16 protein-coding genes are annotated in these 19,071 nt (G+C 59.9%); 9 read left to right on the plus strand and 7 right to left on the minus strand.

The genetic code is table 11. The annotated features are described in order from the left end of the window. The first annotated feature begins 21 nt into the window (after positions 1-21). The 6 genes from AC53L6_RS20205 to AC53L6_RS20230 all read left to right on the plus strand — a co-directional run bounded on the left by AC53L6_RS20205 (position 22) and on the right by AC53L6_RS20230 (position 5,813). A complete protein-coding gene (locus AC53L6_RS20205) occupies positions 22-1,176 on the plus strand; it encodes an LLM class flavin-dependent oxidoreductase (protein WP_299205387.1) in 1,155 nt (384 codons plus the stop codon). Further along, complete coding sequence (locus AC53L6_RS20210; protein ID WP_299602314.1) at positions 1,176-2,066, plus strand: aldo/keto reductase; 891 nt, start codon at positions 1,176-1,178, stop codon at positions 2,064-2,066. The genes AC53L6_RS20205 and AC53L6_RS20210 overlap by 1 nt, the downstream gene beginning before the upstream one ends. Next, entirely contained in the window at positions 2,066-2,578 is a 513-nt protein-coding gene (locus AC53L6_RS20215) for a flavin reductase family protein (protein WP_299205382.1), read from the plus strand. Before AC53L6_RS20210 ends, AC53L6_RS20215 begins: the two co-directional genes overlap by 1 nt. A gap of 88 nt (positions 2,579-2,666) precedes the next feature. Next, positions 2,667-3,251 carry a TRAP transporter small permease gene (locus AC53L6_RS20220; RefSeq protein WP_496909145.1) on the plus strand — a complete coding sequence of 195 codons (585 nt, stop codon included), beginning with the start codon at positions 2,667-2,669 and terminating at the stop codon, positions 3,249-3,251. A gap of 1 nt (position 3,252) precedes the next feature. After that, positions 3,253-4,725 (plus strand): TRAP transporter large permease, encoded by a 1,473-nt coding sequence (locus AC53L6_RS20225; RefSeq protein WP_299205376.1) that lies wholly within the window; start codon positions 3,253-3,255, stop codon positions 4,723-4,725. A gap of 29 nt (positions 4,726-4,754) precedes the next feature. Then, positions 4,755-5,813 (plus strand): TRAP transporter substrate-binding protein, encoded by a 1,059-nt coding sequence (locus AC53L6_RS20230; protein WP_299205373.1) that lies wholly within the window; start codon positions 4,755-4,757, stop codon positions 5,811-5,813. A gap of 91 nt (positions 5,814-5,904) precedes the next feature. On the opposite strand, the gene AC53L6_RS20235 is transcribed toward AC53L6_RS20230, so the two are convergent. Continuing rightward, complete coding sequence (locus AC53L6_RS20235; RefSeq protein ID WP_496909146.1) at positions 5,905-6,549, minus strand: YdcF family protein; 645 nt, start codon at positions 6,547-6,549, stop codon at positions 5,905-5,907. 164 nt (positions 6,550-6,713) lie between these two features. Between AC53L6_RS20235 and AC53L6_RS20240 the strand changes: the two genes are divergently transcribed. Beyond that, positions 6,714-7,478, plus strand: coding sequence for an isocitrate lyase/PEP mutase family protein (locus tag AC53L6_RS20240; RefSeq protein ID WP_496909147.1), 765 nt, complete (start codon positions 6,714-6,716; stop codon positions 7,476-7,478). Between the two features lie 297 nt (positions 7,479-7,775). On the opposite strand, the gene AC53L6_RS20245 is transcribed toward AC53L6_RS20240, so the two are convergent. Beyond that, positions 7,776-8,246, minus strand: a complete 471-nt coding sequence (locus AC53L6_RS20245; protein ID WP_496909148.1) for a tetratricopeptide repeat protein — start codon at positions 8,244-8,246, stop codon at positions 7,776-7,778. On the opposite strand from AC53L6_RS20245, the gene AC53L6_RS20250 reads away from it, so the two are divergent. Next, positions 8,247-9,557 (plus strand): cytochrome-c peroxidase, encoded by a 1,311-nt coding sequence (locus tag AC53L6_RS20250; RefSeq protein ID WP_496909149.1) that lies wholly within the window; start codon positions 8,247-8,249, stop codon positions 9,555-9,557. On the opposite strand, the gene AC53L6_RS20255 is transcribed toward AC53L6_RS20250, so the two are convergent. The 3 genes from AC53L6_RS20255 to AC53L6_RS20265 all read right to left on the minus strand — a co-directional run bounded on the left by AC53L6_RS20255 (position 9,554) and on the right by AC53L6_RS20265 (position 13,589). Next, positions 9,554-10,333: a carnitinyl-CoA dehydratase gene (locus tag AC53L6_RS20255; RefSeq protein WP_496909150.1), complete on the minus strand. Its 780-nt coding sequence runs from the start codon at positions 10,331-10,333 to the stop codon at positions 9,554-9,556. The two genes, AC53L6_RS20250 and AC53L6_RS20255, sit on opposite strands and share 4 nt — an antisense overlap. 3 nt (positions 10,334-10,336) lie before the next feature. Then, entirely contained in the window at positions 10,337-12,328 is a 1,992-nt protein-coding gene (locus AC53L6_RS20260) for an acetate--CoA ligase family protein (protein WP_496909245.1), read from the minus strand. 100 nt (positions 12,329-12,428) lie between these two features. Then, positions 12,429-13,589, minus strand: a complete 1,161-nt coding sequence (locus tag AC53L6_RS20265) for an acyl-CoA dehydrogenase family protein (RefSeq protein ID WP_496909151.1) — start codon at positions 13,587-13,589, stop codon at positions 12,429-12,431. A 76-nt stretch (positions 13,590-13,665) separates the two neighbouring features. Here AC53L6_RS20265 and AC53L6_RS20270 point away from each other — a divergent pair, with 76 nt between their 5' ends. Next, positions 13,666-14,607, plus strand: a complete 942-nt coding sequence (locus AC53L6_RS20270; protein WP_496909152.1) for a GlxA family transcriptional regulator — start codon at positions 13,666-13,668, stop codon at positions 14,605-14,607. On the opposite strand, the gene AC53L6_RS20275 is transcribed toward AC53L6_RS20270, so the two are convergent. Next, positions 14,604-17,783 carry an efflux RND transporter permease subunit gene (locus tag AC53L6_RS20275; RefSeq protein WP_496909153.1) on the minus strand — a complete coding sequence of 1,060 codons (3,180 nt, stop codon included), beginning with the start codon at positions 17,781-17,783 and terminating at the stop codon, positions 14,604-14,606. The two genes, AC53L6_RS20270 and AC53L6_RS20275, sit on opposite strands and share 4 nt — an antisense overlap. Position 17,784: 1 nt before the next feature. Continuing rightward, on the minus strand, positions 17,785-18,909 hold the full coding sequence (locus tag AC53L6_RS20280) for an efflux RND transporter periplasmic adaptor subunit (RefSeq protein WP_299205347.1): 1,125 nt from the start codon (positions 18,907-18,909) through the stop codon (positions 17,785-17,787). Positions 18,910-19,071: the final 162 nt, after the last annotated feature.

Genomic DNA, 19,071 nt, shown 5'->3' on the forward strand with positions numbered 1-19,071 from the left:
GAAGCCATTGAAAGACTGTAGATGACGATCGTCCCCATCACATCCCCAGACCTTGATGCGGCCGAAGTGTCGTGGTTCTCGGCTCTTTGCTCGGACGACTATCAGTTTCTTGGCGTGCCTGACGGCAATTTGCGGTCCAGCTGGGCGCACTGTTCCGACATCGTGAAAGAGGCCGAGGCGCAAGGCTTCCGCAACATCCTCTGCCCCTCCTCCTACCAGGTGGGGCAGGACACGCTGTCCTTCGTTGCCGGCTGCGCGCCAATCACATCCAAGATCAACCTGCTTGCCGCCGTCCGCTGCGGCGAGGTGCAGCCGATCATGCTGGCCCGCACCATCGCCACACTTGACCACATGCTTGAGGGGCGGCTCACGGTGAACATCATTTCGTCCGATTTTCCGGGCGAAAAGGCCGATAGCGAATACCGCTACCAACGCTCGCGCGAGGTGGTCGAAATCCTGAAACAGGCGTGGACGCGGGACGAAATCACGTACAAGGGCGAGGTGTACAACTTCGAAGGTCTCACCACAGACCCCGTGCGCCCCTATCAGACAGGCGGCCCGCTGCTGTACTTTGGCGGTTACAGCCCATCAGCACTCGATCTGTGCGGCCAGCATTGTGACGTCTACCTGATGTGGCCCGAGCCAAAGGAAAACCTCGCGCAGCGCATGCGCGACGTGAACGCCGTGGCCGAGAAATACAACCGTACGCTCGACTACGGCCTGCGGGTGCACATGATCGTGCGGGACACGGAAGCCGAGGCGCGCGAATACGCAGACTACATCGTGTCAAAACTTGATGACGAATACGGCCAGCTGATCCGTGACCGGGCTTTGGACAGCACGTCGCTTGGCGTGGCGCATCAGGCCAAGGCGCGCGAACTGGCGGACAAGTTCGGCTATGTCGAACCCAACCTCTGGACCGGTGTTGGCCGGGCGCGTTCGGGCTGTGGCGCGGCGCTTGTCGGCTCGACCGATCAGGTGATGTCGAAAATCGAAGAATATCAAAAGATGGGCATCCGCGCCTTCATCTTCTCGGGCTACCCGCACCTGGACGAAGCAAAGCATTTTGGCGCGCGTGTCATGCCGCACTTGAAAACCTGCTCATTGCCCCATGCTTATGGCCGGGTGCCATCGACCGCACCCGCAACACCCCTTGCCGCAGGAGAGCGCCGCTAATGGACCGCGTCCAACTATCCGATACCCTGAATTTCTCGCGCATCGTCTATGGCATGTGGCGCTTGGCTGACGACAGCGACACGTCGGTGGGCCACGTCCAGGCCAAGATCCACGCCTGCCTCGACCAGGGGATCACCACCTTTGACCAGGCCGACATCTACGGCGGCTACGTGGCCGAGGCTGTGCTGGGCGAAGCGCTCAAGGCCGATACCGGCCTGCGGTCCAAGATGGAGATCGTGACCAAATGCGATATCGTCGCGCCCGTGGGCCGCTATGCTGACGCGCCGGTCAAATACTACGACACCAGCCGCGCCCACATCATGCAAAGCATCGAAAACTCGCTGCGGGACATGAACGTCGATCACATCGACCTGTTGCTGATCCACCGCCCTGACCCGTTCATGGATCACCATGAAACAGGTGCCGCGTTGGACGAAGCGGTCGCGAGCGGCAAGGTCGGCGCCGTGGGCGTGTCCAACTTCCGCCCCTGGGACTGGAAACTGCTGCAATCGGGTATGAAATCGCAACTGGTCACCAACCAGATCGAAATTTCCCTCAGTGAAATCAACCCGTTCACCAACGGGGACCTGTCGTTCCACCAGCGGCACGGCCAGCCTGTGATGGCGTGGTCACCACTTGGTGGCGGCGGCCTGATGACGGGCAATGACAAACTGCACGCCGTCATGGATGAGATTGCTGGCGCACAAGGCGTAGATCGCGCTGCCGTCGCGACCGCGTTTTTGCTGGCACACCCCGCAAACATCATTCCGGTGATGGGTACGAATAATATCGACCGGATCAGCAAGATCGGCAATGCTGCACAGGTGTCACTGGACCGGCCCACATGGTTCCGCTTGTATGAAGCGGCCCTGGGACATGAGGTGGCTTGATGACAATGCAAAGCCCGGACCAATCGACAGTGTTTTCCCCCGATGCCAATTCCAGCCGCCAGCTCCGCGACGCCTTCGGCAAGTTCGCCACTGGCGTAACCCTGATCACAGCGCCCAGCGTCGACGGCCCCATCGCCATCGTGGCCAACAGCTTTTCGTCCGTCTCTCTGGATCCGGCGCTTGTCTTGTGGTCGGTGGACCGCGATGCCCGCCGCTTCCGCTATTTCGAAGCGGCCGACCACTACGCAATCCACGTTCTGGCCGCAGAACAGCACGACATCTGCAAACGTGCAGCGCGTGACGGGCATATGCTGAACGACCATACGCATCACTTGAACGCCGATGGTGTTCCTTTGATTGATCATTGCCTTGCGCGGTTCGAATGTCGCAGGGTGGCAGCACATGACGCAGGCGACCACGTGATTATCGTGGGCCAGGTCCAGCGCACAGAGATGCGCGATGGACAGCCGCTCACATTCTTCGGGGGCAACTTCGGCTCCGTCACGTCCTGACGTGAAAAACGACCCGCCCGCGGGGTGAAAGCGGAAAATGGGCCACGGTGGATTAACCGCCGGGCGACCGACAAAGGGAGGGCCCTTCATGGGTCTATTACTGACGGTGCTCGCGCCGATCAGCTGGTTGAATGGCCTGCTGCTCAAGATCGGGCGAGCCATAGGCATCGTGGCCATTGCGGCCATGGTGATTGCGATCCTGATTCAGGTCGTGGCCCGCTATCTCTTCAACAATGCATTGCCCTGGCCGGACGAGGCGGCACGCTTCTGCATGCTCTGGATGACCGGTCTGATGGCACCCACGGCCTTCCGGCGCGGGGGCTTCGTGGCGCTCGACATGATCTCGGGCGTATTGCCACGACCCGTCGCAACACTCCTTGGTCTGGTCCTGCTCCTGATCTCCATCGCGATCCTGCTGGTCGCCTTGCCCATCGGCTATTCCGAGGTGACAGGCTTTGGCGGCAAGTTTGCCACCGCATCGCTCTACCTGCCCACATTCGATGGCTGGTTCCGCGTTCCACGCAGCTGGATGATGCTGTCTTTGCTCATCGGTGTGGTTCTTCTGCTCATGGTCAATGTCGAATTGATCCTGCGCAAACTGGTCGAGCTGATGGGCGGCGGCGATCAATTGCCCGATCTCGATCTGGGCGACATGGCCGCGGGGAGCGAATGATATGCTGATCTGGTTCCTTCCGCTTTTCCTGCTGTTCCTGATGATCGGCCTGCCGGTCTTCTTCGGCTTGCTCGCCGCCCCTGGCATCCTGCTGTACCTGAACGGGCAAGAGCGTGACATCACGCTGCTCTACCGCAACGTCTACAACGGCATGGACAGCTTCCCGCTCATGGCAATCCCGTTCTTCATGCTGGCGGGTGAATTGATGAACAAGGGCGGGATCACGATCCGTCTCGTCCAGTTTTCCCAAGCGCTCATGGGCCACCTGCGCGGTGGCCTCGCCCAAGTGAACGTGCTGTCGTCCATCCTCTTCGCGGGCCTCTCCGGCTCTGCCGTGGCCGACACCTCGGCACTCGGTTCCATGCTGGTCCCGGCGATGGAGAAAGAGGGTTATACCCGCCGCTACGCTGCCGCCATCACCGCCGCCTCATCCGTCATCGGCCCGATCATCCCGCCCTCGGGCATCATGATCATCTACGCTTACGTTATGGGCGAAAGCGTTGCGGCCCTGTTCCTCGCGGGCATCGTGCCGGGCATCCTCGTGGGCGTCGGCCTCATGGTGATGATCCGCCTCACCGCTGACCGCTACGACCTGCCTGCGGCGCACAAAGTCAAATTCGACGGCGTTGCGCTCAGCCCCATGGAACGTTGGGTGTCCTGGGCGCTGGTGCGTCTGAACATCGGCCTGCTGCTCTGGGCCTTCCTGCCCCTGGGCGAGACATCCCCGCTGATCCTCTGGGGCACTTTCGCAGGTGCGGTCGTTGTGGCCCACGCGCTGATGCTTGCGCTCCGCACTCAGGTCAGCAGCGAATTCCGCACCATCTGCAAACGCGCGATCGTGCCCTTGCAAACGCCGGTCCTGATCCTCGGCGGCATCCTCGGCGGCGTCTTCACCCCGACCGAGGCGGCAGCGGTCGCCGTGGCCTACGCCGTCTTCGTCGCCTTCTTCGTCCTGCGCACCATGCGCCTGTCGGACCTGCCCGACATCCTCAGCCGCGCGGGGCTGACCAGCGCCGTGGTCTTGTTGCTGGTGGGGGCAGCACTTGCGTTCAAAACGGTGGTCTCGCTCAGCTACGCGCCGCAGATCCTCGCGGATTTCATTCTGACGCTTTCGGAAAACCCTCTGGTCCTGCTGTTCCTGATCAACCTCCTGCTGTTCATCGTCGGCATGTTCCTTGATGCAGGGCCCGCGATCATCATCCTTGGGCCCATCCTCGGCCCGATCTTTGTCGATCTCGGCGTCGATCCGATCCACTTCGCCATCATCATGTCGGTGAACCTGACGGTGGGGCTGGCAACGCCACCCATGGGGCTGGTGCTTTTCGTTGCGGCGGCGGTCAGTCGGGAAAAGGTGGAAACCATCGCCAAGGCGATCCTGCCCTTCCTCGCCATCGAGATCGCAGTGATCTTCCTGATCACCTACGTGCCCGCAATATCCATGACCATTCCCCGCCTGACGGGGTTTGCAAACTAATCCAGAGCTTAACGGGAGGACCTAACATAATGCTCAAAACGACCCTCAAAACCCTCACGGCTGCCGCGCTTGTCGCAGGCTCGGCCATGATGGCGACAGCGCAGGATTACACGATCCGCGCCACCGCCAACTCGAACACCAATGACGAAGATTATGACGGCCTCGTCGTCTTCAAGAACTATGTCGAGGCAGCCTCCAACGGCGCCATCGCCGTGGAACTCTTCATCGGCACCCAGCTCTGCTCGAACGGTGCGGAATGCCTGCAAGGCGTGGCCGACGGCTCGATCGATGTCTACATCTCCACCTCTGGCGGTGCTTCGGGCATCTTTCCTTACGTCCAGGTGCTCGACCTGCCATACCTGATGGCTGACGACCGCATCGCGGAACACGTGCTGTCGGGTGACTTCACCCGCACCATGCGTGACATGGCGCTTGAGGATTCCGGTGGCGCGATCCGCCTGATGACGATCGGGAACACCGGCGGCTGGCGCAACTTTGCCAACACGCAACGCCGTGTGGCCGAACCGGGCGATATGGAAGGTCTGAAAATCCGCACCGTGGTCGCCGACCTACCTCAGGAACTGGTCAAAGCACTGGGTGCGTCCCCAACCCCGATCCCGTGGCCCGAGCTTTTCACCTCGTTCCAGACCGGCGTTGTCGAAGGGTCCAAGAACGGCATCACCGACATCATGGGTATGAAATTCCCCGATGCAGGCCTGCAATACGTCACGCTTGACGGCCACGCCTACATGGGTGCCCTGTGGTGGATGTCGAACGAAAACTTCCTCGCGATGCCCGAAGACATGCGCCGTGTCGTGGTCGATGGCTTCTACGCCCTGCAGCAGGCGACATTCGCCTCGCCCAAGCGCAAATCGATCCAGGCTTACGAAGAGTTTGTCGCCGGTGGCGGTGATCTCTACGTGCCAACACCTGCGCAAAAGGCAGCGTTCGCCGAAGCGTCCACACCGGTCTACGACTGGTTCAAAGACAACGTGGCCCGCGGCCCGGAAATCTTTGACGCTCTGACCGCAGCCGTTGCGGCCGCCGAAGAAGACGTGAACGCGTCGCGCGCCGCCGACCTGAACTAAAGCGGACCAATATCCGCGTTAAGCCAAGGCCGTCCCATACCGGGGCGGCCTTTCCTCGTTGGTACATCTGAACGACAAGGAAACGGATGGGCTAAGGGCGCGGTTGCGGCAAGTGATCGACATAGCCAGCCGCCACAAGTGCGTCGAAGGCCTGTGTGACAGGCTCAGGAACATCCACGTGCCGTTGAAAACCCAACGTGGCGTAGGTACGCATCCGGTCCAGATCCCCAACCATTTCGCAAATCAATGCGCGTTGATCGTGATGGGGAAGGGGCTGATCCTCAAATGCGGTGTCGGGCGCTGTGACCAAGGATTTCACCCCCGGCCACTGGTGTTCCGCCGTCGCCAGACACCGCAATTGCGTCTGCGGTTTGGTCACAAAGATCACCTGCTTTGCATCAGGGACAAGATCCGCGCAGAAACGCACATTCTCACCGATATTCGTGGCGCGCGGTTCCAGTGTGATCGCCTCTGTCGGCACGCCCAACTGATGGGCGTGATCACAGAATGCCTCTGCCTCGCTTGCCGGGAAAAGGTCGCTTGTCCAATTCCCTGATGCGCCGGTGAATATGATCCGGGGCGCAAAACCGTCCTTGAACAGTTCCGCGCAACGCGCGGCCACCCGGATGTCATAGGACCCCAATCCAATAATGACATCCGCCGCGCTTGGTGTGCTGTTGACATGATGAAAGTGCCAGAGTGTGCGGGCGGCCTCTGGAATGTCATTCGCGGTCATCTGGCCCTCTTTGTCTGCACGGTCGACCCTCGCTGCAAGAGAATGGACATGCAAGGCGGATCGGTCCCTCAGACTTGTCCGGATGCAATACGCCAAGCCCCCCTTGCGCTTCGGTGCTGTCGCGGCAAAGCTGCCGCTACCTGTCCCGAACAAAGGTCACTCCCATGTCCCAAGCTGACAAAGCCAACGCCTTCACTGCACTGCACATCCCCGGCAGACCCGTTGTCATCTACAACATCTGGGACGCGGGCACGGCCAAAGCCGTGACCAAGGCGGGCGCCAAGGCCCTTGCCACCGGCAGCTGGTCCGTGGCCGAGGCGCAGGGTTACCCTGACGGCGAAAACATCCCGCTCGACGATCTGCTCGCCATCGCCACCCGCATTGTGAACAGCACGGACCTGCCGGTCAGCATCGATTTCGAAGGGGGCTATGCCACCGACCCCGAACCGCTGGCCGCCAACATCACGGCCCTGATCGGCACGGGCGCCATCGGGCTCAACTTCGAGGATCAGGTGGTCGGCAGCTCAGATCTCTATCCCATCGACACACAAGCTGCCCGGATCAAGGCGATCCGCGCTACGGCTGACGCAGCGGGCGTGCCACTCTTCATCAACGCGCGCACCGATGTGTTCCTGAAATCCAAGCCCGACACCCACGCCACCCATCTGGCCGAGGCAAAGGAACGCGGCGCAGCCTATGCCGAGGCCGGGGCCAGCGGCTTCTTCATCCCCGGCCTGACCGACCATGGCATGATCAGTGGCATCTGCGATGCGTCATCCCTGCCAGTCAACGTGATGATGCGCGGTGCCCTGAGTTCGATTGCCGAAGTCGCCGCCCTCGGCGTTGCGCGGGCCAGCTATGGCCCGGGTCCTTTCGCCCAATCCATGACGCAGGTGGCCGAAGGTTACAGCGCAGCCGCCGCCAGCTAACGGTAGGGCGGGGTTCACCCCGCCTTTCCTAACAAAAGGTAAAGGGCCGCGTTCAAACGTTAACGCCGCCCAAATCTTAACCGGTTGTTAACGCGCAGTGGCAATGCAAAATGTGCAGTTTCGGACTGCTAATGCGCAGTTTCAGAATATGAGGCTGAAACAGGCTGGTATGACCCGCACCAAACTGTGCACTTTTTCCCGCAAAATGCGCGTTTTACCCGAATTTAACCATCGTACGCAGCGTTAACGCCACCGTACGGTGACAAGGCTTCCCAAGGCGAAAATCTGCTGCCACACTCACCGGAACGGATACATCCACACCTTGTAGTCAGCGACCAGAATATGCGCCCGATCAATCTGATCCTTGGTCATTTTCTTGACCACCTCTTCCAGCGAAATCGCCGCGTCGGGATCGCCGCCAATCGCGGACAGGGTGTACCACATATAGGCGCGCACAAGGTCCGGCGCAGGCATCCCGCGCCCAACCTCGTAGTACCATCCGACACCGGATTGCGCGCCCGGATGCCCCTTCATCGAGGACCGCAAATACCACTCGAACGCCCGTTCATCATCGCGCTCGACCCCAAGACCCAAGGCGTACATGACACCAATCAGTTCCTCGGCATCCGCATTGCCCGACCGGGCCGCGGGCCACAGAGAGTCATAGGCCGCCTTGTAGTCTCCGGCCTCCATCAGATCACGCGCTTCCTCAATCTCGGCCAGTGCCGGAAAGGCCATAAAAACAAGGGCTATCGCAAGTTTGCGCATATGCTTCTCCTTTGTGGCGCACCCGCCTTTGCCGACGGTGTACCACGTGCTTTGACTGCGGATGATTTCATCGCTGTGGACCCGGCGCAAGCCAAACTCGGCCAGCTTCTGTTCTATGATCGCATCCTGTCCGGCAACCGCAATATCGCCTGTTCCACCTGTCACCATCCCGACCTTGGCACCGGTGACGGTCTGAGCCTCGGCATCGGCGAAGGGGGCGAAGGATTGGGCCCACAGCGCACCGCAGGCACAGGTGATGATCGCATCCGCAAACGCATCCCCCGCAACGCGCCCGGCCTCTGGAACCTCGGGGCCAGGGATCTGTACACCATCTTCCACGACGGACGCCTCAGCGTCGCCGACACCTATGAGAACGGCTTTAACTCTCCGGCAGAGGAATGGCTGCCCGAGGGTCTGGATAACCTGTTGGCAGCACAGGCAATTTTCCCGCTGGTCGCTCAGTTTGAAATGGCTGGAAACCCCAAGGAAAACGAGGTTGCAGGGGCCATCCATAAGCGTATGGATTACGCGTGGCCCATCCTTGCCGACCGTGTGCGCCACATCCCTGCATATGCCGGAGGGTTCACGGGCGCTTACGACCATATCAAGACTGCCAAGGACATCACTATTTCAGATATCGCGAATGCGCTCAGTGCCTTCATGATCTGGGAATGGACCAGCACAGACAGCCGCTTCGACGCCTATCTGTCGGGCGATGAAAATGCCCTGAATACTCAACAAAAGCAGGGGCTTGAACTGTTCTATGGCAAGGCAGATTGCAGCAGTTGCCACAGTGGCCCACTGATGACCGATCAGGCATTCCACGCCCTCGGCGTGCCGCCCTTTGGCCCGGGTCGAACCCGCCGCTTTGATCCCATGGTGCGGGATGTCGGGCGTATGGGTGAAAGCGACGCGCTCGAAGATGCCTATGCCTTCAAAACACCGATGCTCCGAAACGTGGCCCTGACCGCCCCCTATGGGCACAACGGTGCATATCCGACCCTCGAAGGGATCGTGCGGCATCATATGAACCCCTTGCAATCATTGTATAATTGGACGCCAGAGATAGCAGCTCTGCCGTCCGTTCCGTGGCTTGAGGCGATCGATTTCATGGTTTGGCAAGACAGCCGCGAAATGGCGCGTCAACGCGCGGCGGTGCAGATTGAAAATAACCTTCTCACGGACAGCGAAGTCGATCAGATCGTCGTGTTCCTACATGCCCTGACAGGTGAAACCGCAAATGACGGCAAACTGGGCGTGCCAAAGGCAGTGCCAAGCGGCCTGCCGGTTGATCCGAGAATAACGCCCTAGCGGCCCTTCCAGACCGGATCGCGTTTCTCGGCAAATGCGCGGGCACCTTCCAGTTGATCTTCGGAACGATATAGCGTCTCGACCGTGGGCAACTGGCTGTTGGTAATGCGGTTCATTGCGTCCTGAAACTTGGAGTCCTCGGCGTCCCGTACCACTTCCTTGATCGCGGCGTAGACCAACGGTGGACCCGATGCGATCAACCGGGCCAAGTCCCACGCGCGGTCCATAAGCCCTTGCACGGAAACGATTTCATTGACCAAGCCCCAGCGGTGCCCTTCCTCCGCATCGAACCAGCGCCCGGTCAGCAAAAGCTCCATCGCGATGTGGTAGGGGATGCGCTTGGGCAGCTTGATGCTGGCGGCATCGGCAACGGTGCCGGACCGGATTTCCGGCAAGGCAAATGTCGCATGCTCGGCCGCCAGGATCATGTCTGCGCTCAATGCCAGTTCCAGCCCGCCACCACAGGCAATGCCGTTCACGGCGGCAATGATCGGTTTGTTGAGGCCGCGCAATTCCTGCAATCCGCCGAAGCCCCCGACGCCATAATCGCCATCAACAGCATCCCCGTCCGCGGCGGCCTTGAGGTCCCAGCCGGGGCAAAAGAACTTCTCGCCCGCGCCCGTGATGATGGCCACGCGCAGCTCGGGATCGTCGCGGAACGCCATAAAGGTTTCACCCATGATCCGGCTTGTGGCGAGGTCGATGGCATTGGCTTTTGGCCGGTCCAACGTGACTTCCAGGATCGCGCCTTCGCGCCTTGTTTTTATGGGGCTCATCGATCAGGCCTTTCGTATCAGCGCATCAACGGCAACAGCGCGGGTGGGGGTGCAGATCAGCGGGTTCACTTCAACCTCGCTGACGGTGTCGGCATGTGCAAGCACGTAGGATTGGATGGCCAGTACTGCCTCGCGGATGGCCGAAGGATCAGCAGCTGGTTTACCGCGATACCCGCGAAGCAGCACAGAGCAGCGCAAGCGCGACAGGGCCGTGTCGATATCTGTCGCAGTAACGGGCAAAAGCAGTGATTGCGTGTCTTGCATCAGTTCGGTCAACACTCCGCCCGCACCAAGGGTCAGAACAAACCCGTGGGCCGGATCACGAACAACACCAACCAGCAATTCTGCGACGCCATCCGTCACCATTTCCTCGATGAGAATTGTCCGTGTCCCGATGCTGTCGGCGACCGCACCAATGTCCGATGCAGCTACATTCAGATGGACAGCATTCGCTTCCGTCTTGTGCGCGAGCCCAACCCCTTTCACAGCCAAAGGCCCTTCAAGGGCGGTCGCTTCTTGCTCAGCGTCCTTGGCTGAAACAAGACGGTTCTGCGGCACGTTCAACCCATGCAGTGCAAGCTCCGCTTTCGCCTCAGCCTCAGTCAGACGCATTGTGGCCTCCGACGTGCCGGGCACACATATCGGGGTCGGGTGGGGGGCATGAATGTGGTGCGCAGCCTCAATGGCGGCAAGAGCTTCGCGCAGGCCGAGGAAGGGGACGACGCCACCTTCGGCCAATTGCTGCGCGGTCTGCTCAGGCATCAATTCCGGCAAGGTGGCCACGACGCCAAAGGGGGCTTTGGTGTTCGCACGTACTTTCAGGGCAGCATCAGTTGCGCAGGCCCAATCAGAGCTGTCGGTGAACGGGTAGTCCACGATCGACAGGGTCATGTTGACCCCGTCACCGGTCATGGCCGACCATGCACATGCCATCGTGTCGGAATCGCGCCAGATATAGGTGTGGTAATCCAATGGGTTCGCAACCGCGACCATGGGACCGAGAGAGGCACGCAGATCGGTTTTCTGTGCGTCTGTCAGGGCAGGGAACGTCAGGCCCGTGTCCAGCGCCATATCCGCTATCAAGCTGGCCTCACCACCCGAACAGCTAATGGATGCAATCCTGTTCCCTGACATCGGGCCATACAGATGCAGCAGTTTCAGGGTTTCCAGAAAGTCGGGCAATGCATTGACGCGGGCAATGCCCAAACGGTCCAGAAATGCCTGAGCCCCTGTATCCGACCCAGCCAGGGATGCGGTGTGTGAAACGGTCGCCAGCCGCGCTTGGTCTGACGCTCCAACTTTCAGAGCGACCAATGGAATTCCACGATCATATGCCTTTGCGGTCAAGGCTTCCCACTGGCGCAGATCACCGAAGCCTTCGATATGCAGGCCGATGGCGGTGACACGTCCATCATCAAGCAAGGACAGCGCGATTTCAGCCTGGCTGGTTTGCGCCATATTCCCCGAGGTGACCGCATAAGCGATCGGCAATGCCCGCTGCTGCATCGTCAGGTTGATCGCGATGTTCGAACTTTGGGTAAGGATGGCGACACCCCTATCCACGGGCGTGCATCCATGCTGATCCGGCCAAAGAAGCGCCTGGTCCAACGCGTTGATGAACCCGTAACAGTTCGGTCCCAGGATGGGCATATCGCCGGCCGCTTGGATCAACTGCGCCTGCAAGTCAGCGGAGCTTTCATCTTCGGCGGTGGCTTCCGCAAAGCCAGAGGCGAAACAGACAGCACCACCTGCGCCGAGGCGCGACAGGGTGGACACAACGTCAACAGTCGCAGCACGATTCACACCGATGAACGTGGCATCGGGGGGCGCTGGCAAATCCTCGACCGATGGGAATGCGCCGTGGTTTGCAAGCACCGGCTTTTTTGGGTGTACTGGCCAGATTGCGCCATCAAAACCGAAACGCTTGGCCTGTTCGATAACGGAAGTGCACCACGGGCCGCCGCCGATGACGGCGATTGATTTGGGGCGCAACAGTCGCGAAAGCTTGCTCTTCCCTGTTTCCAAAAAATCCCGGGGAGCGCGAGGGGCTGGCCCCTCGCTCCGGTCGGATGGGCCTTGCCCATACGAAACCATTTCAGGCACCCAGGGGCCGCAAAAGATCGCGGCTGATGATGTGGCGTTGGATTTCGCTGGTGCCATCCCAGATGCGCTCGACCCGCGCGTCGCGCCAGAATCGCTCAATCGGGAAGTCATCCATCAGACCCATGCCACCATAGATCTGCAACGTGGTGTCAGTGACCCGCGCCAGCGCTTCGGAGGCATAAAGCTTGGCTGACGCGATCTCGCGGTTCGACGGCAGCCCCTGATCCAGCCGCCATGCGGCCGCGAGGGTCAACCAGTCGGCGGCATCAATCTCGGTGATCATGTCCGCGATTTGAAAGCTGATGCCCTGGAACTTGCCAATGGGTTGGCCGAATTGTTTGCGCTCCGCCGCATAGCTCAGGGCATAGTCAAAGCACCGGCGTGCGCGGCCCACGCTGAAGGCTGCAACCGTCAGGCGCGTCGCATAAAGCCATTCATTCATCACGGCAAAACCGCTATCAACCTCACCCAGAACCTGCGCATCGGGCAGGCGGCACTCATCGAAATACAAGATGCAATTCTTGTACCCCTTGTGGCTGACTGAATTGTAGCCGTCGCGCACTTCGAACCCCGGCGTGCCGCGATCCACAAGGAATGTGGTGATACGCTTCTTGGGACCCTTGGGTGTGTCGTCGACGCCAGTTGCAATAAAGGCGATGAAGAAGTCGGCGTGTTCCGCGCCCGAGATGAAGTGCTTGGACCCGTTGATCACCCAGTCTCCGCCGTCACGGACAGCGGTGCATTTCATGCCGCGCACATCTGAACCAGCATCAGGCTCGGTCATGGCCAGCGCATCCATCCGCTCGCCCCGCACGGCAGGCAGCAGGTAGCGTTCACGCTGGTCTTCGTTACAGGCCATCAGGATGTTTTGCGGACGACCAAAGAAATGGGTCAGCGCCATCGATCCGCGCCCCAACTCGCGCTCGACGAGCGTAAAGTCCATATGGCTGAGGCCCGCACCGCCAACCTCTTCTGGGAAGTTGCAGGCATAGAACCCCATATCGATGACCTTGCGCTTGATCTCCTCCCCCAACTCGTGGGGAACCTGCCCGGTCCGTTCGACCTCGGCCTCGTGAGGGTAAATCTCTTTCTCGACGAAACTGCGGACGGTCGAGACGATCATGTCCTGCTCTTCGGTCAAACCAAACTGCATCGGTGCGTTCCCTGTTGTGGCTGCAGGATCAGAGCGCGGCTTGCCGACATATAACGTGCAGTGCTAGGTATCTATCATGCAGGAATGGTCGAAAATCCATGACGCGATGCAGCATGTGGACATCGTCCTGTTTGATCGGTTTTCGAACCACTGCCTCGCGAATTTCGTTGAACCGCTGCGGGCTGCGAACGGGTTCTTGCGGCGCACCGCTTATCAATGGCGGTTTTTCGCGTTGGATGGCGCTCCGGTCTCCAGCTCAAGCGGGTTGCAGATTGCGCCACATGATGCTCTCGCAAACGCCGAGGGCACCGCGCTGATGCTTATGCCGTCTTACGGCATTCGCGACTTGGATCAGGATCGTATCATGGGTGCTGTCCGCAGTGCAGCACGGCGATACGCCGTTCTGGGCGGCCTCGATACAGGAAGCTGGCTATTGGCGCGTGCCGGCTTTTTGGATGGCCACCGCGCAACCATTCATTGGGACATGCTCGATGCCTTTTCCGAGGCGTTCCCGGATGTTGAGACCGTGCGGCAACGCTATGTCATCGATGCTGATCGCATCACGTGTTCGGGTGCCATGGCGGCCTTTGATCTGGCAAACGGCCTGATTGCGTCCGCACATGGGCCGCTGGTTGCGATGGAGGTTGCCCAACTGTTCATGTCGCGCGAAACGGTGCCAGCGCTGCCAGTCCGCGCGTCAGGGCGGATGGTCGGCCGGGCGGTGGCGTTGATGCAGGACAATATTGAGAACCCGATCCCCATTCCCGAGATCGCGCGTCGCGTCGGATGCACCCAGAAAACGCTGGAGCATCGTATGAAGACTGCGATGGCGGCGACGCCAGCGGCCGTGTACCGGCGTCTGCGCCTCAACGCCGTTTTGCGCCTTGTGCAGGAGACCGATTTGCCCGTGTCAGAGATCGCGGGCCGATGCGGGTATGAGAACGCCAGCGCCATGACACGTGCCTTCAGGGCAGCCTTTGGTCACAGCCCGCAAGCCATGCGCCAAGACAACCCTTAGCCGGGCGTTGGGTCTGACGCCGTTTCGGTGCTTTCAACATCCTTTGCTTTTCCGGGGAAGATGCGGCGCAGGGCGACATAGAACACTGGGGTGAAAAACAGGCCAAGGAAGGTCACGCCTGACATCCCGAAAAAGACAGCGGTGCCCAAGGCTTGCCGCATCTCGGACCCAGGTCCGGTGGCGATCATCAAAGGCACCACGCCCAGGATGAAGGCAAAGGCCGTCATCAGGATCGGGCGCAGGCGCAGACGGCACGCATCCACGGCGGCGTCAATCGCGGACATCCCCTTTTCCTCTTGCGCTTGTTTTGCGAATTCCACGATTAGGATGGCGTTCTTGGCCGACAGGCCCACCAATACGATAAGTCCCACCTGCGTCAGAATGTTGTTGTCCATGCCGCGCAGCATCACACCCGACAAGGCAGACAGGACTGCAAGTGGCACCACAAGAATGATGGCAAGTGGCAAGACCCAGCTTTCATAGAGAGCGGCAAGAAAGAGGAAAGCAAACAGAACCGAGAAGGCAAAGATGTAGGTTGCCGTGTCACCCTGATTGCGTTCCTGCAGCGCCAATTCGGTCCATTCGTAATCCACGCCGGGCGGCAGCAGTTGTTCAGCCAATTCCTCCATAGCAATCAGGGCGTCACCCGTGGACACACCCGGGATGGCGTTGCCCTGGATCGGCACAGACACGAGTTGGTTATAGCGCTGCACCAGTGCAGGGCCTGCCGTGTCGACCACGGATACAAGGGTTCCCAATGGAACAAGTGCACCAGTTGCCGTCCGGACACGCAGGGATCGAATGTCTTCTTCGTCCAGTCGGAACTGCTGGTCGGCCTGCGCGCGCACCTGGAACAGGCGGCCAAAGGCGTTGAAGTCGTTCACATAGGCTGAACCAAGGTTGATCGACAATGTCTCAAAGATCTCTCCAATCGGAACGTTCAGCATTTGCGCGCGCACCCGGTCAATCTCGAGGTACACCTGAGGCGAACTGGCTGAGAATGTCGTGAAGACGCCCGTCACCTTGTCCGATTGTTGTGCGGCACCCATGATGGCGTAGGCACTGTTCAACACGCGGCGCATGTCCGCACTGTCAGTGTCCTGCAGCTGCATCTTGAAGCCACCACCGGTGCCGACACCCCGTACCGAAGGGGGCGCGATGGCAATGATGAATGCCTCTCGGATCACCTGCATGCGGCCAAAGAGCTGCCCGACAATTGCATTGGCATCCAACCCGCTTTCCAGACGGTCCTCGAACGGGGCGAAGGTCGTGAAGATCACGCCCTGATTGCTGGCGTTGGTGAACGTCGCGCCCGAGAACCCGGCGAACGCAACGGCATTCGTGACGCCAGGCGTTTCAAGCGCAATCTCGGTGGCTTGTTTCATAACCGCGTCGGTCCGGTCCAGCGATGCCCCCTCGGGCAATTGCACCACGACGATGGCATAGCCTTGGTCCGCATCAGGGATGAAGCCCGTCGGCACCTGTTCATTGATCCACCATGCCGTGCCCAAAAGACCTGCGAAGGCGACAATTGCGACCGCGATCATGCCCCACGTACCAACAAGCACCCGCACAACGGCGGCATAGCCGCGCGTGACGACATCAAGACCGCCGTTAAAGGCGTTGGCAAAGTAAGCACCAAGCTGCGACAGCGGGTTGCGTGACAGTGAGTTGCTATTCGGTTTCAGAAAAATTGCGGCAAGGGCGGGGGACAGACTGAGCGAGTTGATGCTTGAGATCACGGTTGCCACCGAGATGGTGACGGCAAACTGCCTGTAGAACTGTCCGGTGATACCGGGCACCAGAGCGGCAGGGACAAAGACCGCGATCAGAACAAGTGTTGTGCCGATGATGGCACTTTGCACCTCGTCCATGGATCTGGCCGACGCCTGGCGCGGTGTCATGCCGTTGCGGATGTTTCGTTCGACGTTTTCGACAACAACGATGGCGTCATCCACCACAATACCGATGGCAAGGATCAACCCGAACAGCGTCAGCAGGTTCAGCGTGTAGCCAAGCGCCAGCATCACCGCGAATGTCCCGATCAGAGACACCGGTATCGCAAGCAGCGGAATGAGGGCGGTGCGCCAGCTTTGCAGGAAGACGATGATAACGATGACGACCAACAACACAGCTTCAAACAGCGTTTTGTAGACGGCGTCGATGGAGGCGCTGATGAATTCGGTTGGGTTGTAGACGACCTGATATTCCAACCCGTTCGGGAAGTCCTGGGCCAGTTCGTCCATCGTCGCCCGCACTTCGTCTGCGGTGGCCAACGCGTTCGAACCGGGTCGCTGGAAGATACCAAGCGCTACAGCAGGTTTGTTGTTGAGATAGGAGTTGGTGACGTAGGACCGCGCACCGATCTCAACCCGAGCGACATCGCGAACACGGACAACCCGACCAGCATCAGATGCCTTTACGATGACGCGTCCAAATTCCCTTGGATCTTCCAGTCGGCCCTGGGTTGTGACGGACACCTGAAAAGCACTGTCTGCCGTGTTCGGAGGGGCACCAAGTGAGCCGCCAGACACCTGAACATTCTGTTCCCGTAGGGCGTCAACGACGTCACTTGCCGTCAGGCTGAGCGAGGCCAATTTGTCCGGGTCCAGCCAAACCCGCGCCGAAAACTCGCGTTCGCCAAAGATGATCAGATCGCCCACGCCGTCCAAGCGCACCAGCCTGTCGCGCACCCGTGCCCGGGCATAGTTCGACACGTAGAGCTGATCAAATGTTGCGTCTGGCGACAGCATGTGTACGACCATCATCAGGTCAGGCGAGGATTTGGTGGTCGTCACACCCAGTGCGCGCACCTCTTGTGGCAGGCGCGGCTCGGCAATGGCGACCCGGTTTTGCACCAGCACCTGCGCCGTATCCAGATCGGTGCCCAGTTCGAAAGTGACGGTCAGGCTCATCGCGCCGTCGGCTGTCGCGTATGAGGACATGTACAACATGCCCTCGATCCCGTTGATTTCCTGCTCAAGCGGGGTTGCAACGGTGTTTGCAATGGTCGTCGCATCCGCCCCCGGATAAGAAGCACGCACCACGATCGAGGGCGGCGCGATTTCGGGGTATTGTTCAATCGGCAACTGATAGTACGAGATCAGGCCGACAATCGTCATGATCACGGATACAACGACGGCAAAGATTGGGCGGCTGACGAAGAAGCGGCCCATATCAGTTCTCCGCGATGAGTGGCAGTTCGACCATATCCGGGTTCACTGTCATGCCCGGGCGGGCGGTCACCAGACCGTCAATCACGATTGTTTCGGTTCCATCCATACCTTCGCGCACGACGCGGTATCCATCTATTCCGGGTCCGGGACGGATTGGCAAAGGCGTGACCACACCATCGGCGTCGACGGTCATCACAAGCCGCCGGTTTTGATCGGCAACAATTGCCCGGTCGGGGATCAGAATACCTTCATATGGAAGCGATCCCGGCACATTGACCCGACCAAACAGCCCAGGCGTTAGTAACTCATCCGGGTTTTCCAGAACGGCGCGGACGCGCATTGTGCCGGTTTCGGCATCGATCCTGTTTTCCGAGAAATCAAGGTAGCCGGTTTGCGGCGGGATTTTGTTATCCGACAGCGTCACCTTGACCTCCAACGCACCACCCCCTTCTTGCAGGGCGGTTCCCCGCGCGCGCGCATCCCGCGCATAGGCAAGGAAATACCGTTCATCGATGTCGAAGACGAAGTAGATGGGATCGTTCGACACAATGGACGTCAGCACGGTTTGATCCGCAGAAACCAGGTTGCCGGGATCAATCAGTGATCGATCAATCCGTCCGGACATCGGTGCGCGTATCTCTGAAAACTCCAGATCCAGCTCGGCCAATTCCAATGCCGCACGGGCCTGTTCCAAGGCCCCTTGCGCGGCCAGATACGCCTCGCGCCGTTCATCCAGAACACTTTGCGGGATGGTGCCGTTTCCGATCAGCGCTTGCGCCCGCTCCAGCTGTTCAGTTGCAAACTCATATGTCGCATCGGCGACATCAATCTGCGCCTGCGCCTGTCTGAGGGCGGTGCGGAACTGCCGTTGGTCGATTGTGAACAGAAGCTGGCCCGCCTCGACCAGACTGCCCTCCTTGAAATGAACCTCCTCGAGGTAACCTGAGACACGCGATCGCAAGGACACTTCGGACCTTGCCTCGAACCGGCCCACAAACTCGTCATCTTCGACGATTGTTTTGACGACCGGCTTGGCCGCCGTCACGGTTGGTGGACCTTGCTGCGCCGTGGCGGCGGCCCCGAAAACCAAAAGCAAAACAAAGGAGAGTGACGCCAAAGTCTTCATAAGAACTGTCCCGGTATTGTGGTTTGATCTGCGCGCCGACATGTCACGTAGGTTGTCATAGGTATGGATCAACCTGGTCTCGTAGAACTAGTAAGCCAAGGTGGTTGTCTTTGAGTCCACAAATTCACACAGTTCGTGTGCGCGTGATCTGCGTGATGACGC

It is taken from the genome of Tateyamaria sp. LSS28 (assembly GCF_059611725.1).

What these genes read in the sequence shown, in the direction of transcription:
- AC53L6_RS20205 (WP_299205387.1), top strand. Translation starts at nt 22, where the DNA reads ATGACGATCGTCCCCATCACATCCCCAGACCTTGATGCGGCCGAAGTG.
- AC53L6_RS20210 (WP_299602314.1), top strand. Translation starts at nt 1,176, where the DNA reads ATGGACCGCGTCCAACTATCCGATACCCTGAATTTCTCGCGCATCGTC.
- AC53L6_RS20215 (WP_299205382.1), top strand. Translation starts at nt 2,066, where the DNA reads ATGACAATGCAAAGCCCGGACCAATCGACAGTGTTTTCCCCCGATGCC.
- AC53L6_RS20220 (WP_496909145.1), top strand. Translation starts at nt 2,667, where the DNA reads ATGGGTCTATTACTGACGGTGCTCGCGCCGATCAGCTGGTTGAATGGC.
- AC53L6_RS20225 (WP_299205376.1), top strand. Translation starts at nt 3,253, where the DNA reads ATGCTGATCTGGTTCCTTCCGCTTTTCCTGCTGTTCCTGATGATCGGC.
- AC53L6_RS20230 (WP_299205373.1), top strand. Translation starts at nt 4,755, where the DNA reads ATGCTCAAAACGACCCTCAAAACCCTCACGGCTGCCGCGCTTGTCGCA.
- AC53L6_RS20235 (WP_496909146.1), bottom strand. Translation starts at nt 6,549, where the DNA reads ATGACCGCGAATGACATTCCAGAGGCCGCCCGCACACTCTGGCACTTT.
- AC53L6_RS20240 (WP_496909147.1), top strand. Translation starts at nt 6,714, where the DNA reads ATGTCCCAAGCTGACAAAGCCAACGCCTTCACTGCACTGCACATCCCC.
- AC53L6_RS20245 (WP_496909148.1), bottom strand. Translation starts at nt 8,246, where the DNA reads ATGCGCAAACTTGCGATAGCCCTTGTTTTTATGGCCTTTCCGGCACTG.
- AC53L6_RS20250 (WP_496909149.1), top strand. Translation starts at nt 8,247, where the DNA reads ATGCTTCTCCTTTGTGGCGCACCCGCCTTTGCCGACGGTGTACCACGT.
- AC53L6_RS20255 (WP_496909150.1), bottom strand. Translation starts at nt 10,333, where the DNA reads ATGAGCCCCATAAAAACAAGGCGCGAAGGCGCGATCCTGGAAGTCACG.
- AC53L6_RS20265 (WP_496909151.1), bottom strand. Translation starts at nt 13,589, where the DNA reads ATGCAGTTTGGTTTGACCGAAGAGCAGGACATGATCGTCTCGACCGTC.
- AC53L6_RS20270 (WP_496909152.1), top strand. Translation starts at nt 13,666, where the DNA reads ATGCAGGAATGGTCGAAAATCCATGACGCGATGCAGCATGTGGACATC.
- AC53L6_RS20275 (WP_496909153.1), bottom strand. Translation starts at nt 17,783, where the DNA reads ATGGGCCGCTTCTTCGTCAGCCGCCCAATCTTTGCCGTCGTTGTATCC.
- AC53L6_RS20280 (WP_299205347.1), bottom strand. Translation starts at nt 18,909, where the DNA reads ATGAAGACTTTGGCGTCACTCTCCTTTGTTTTGCTTTTGGTTTTCGGG.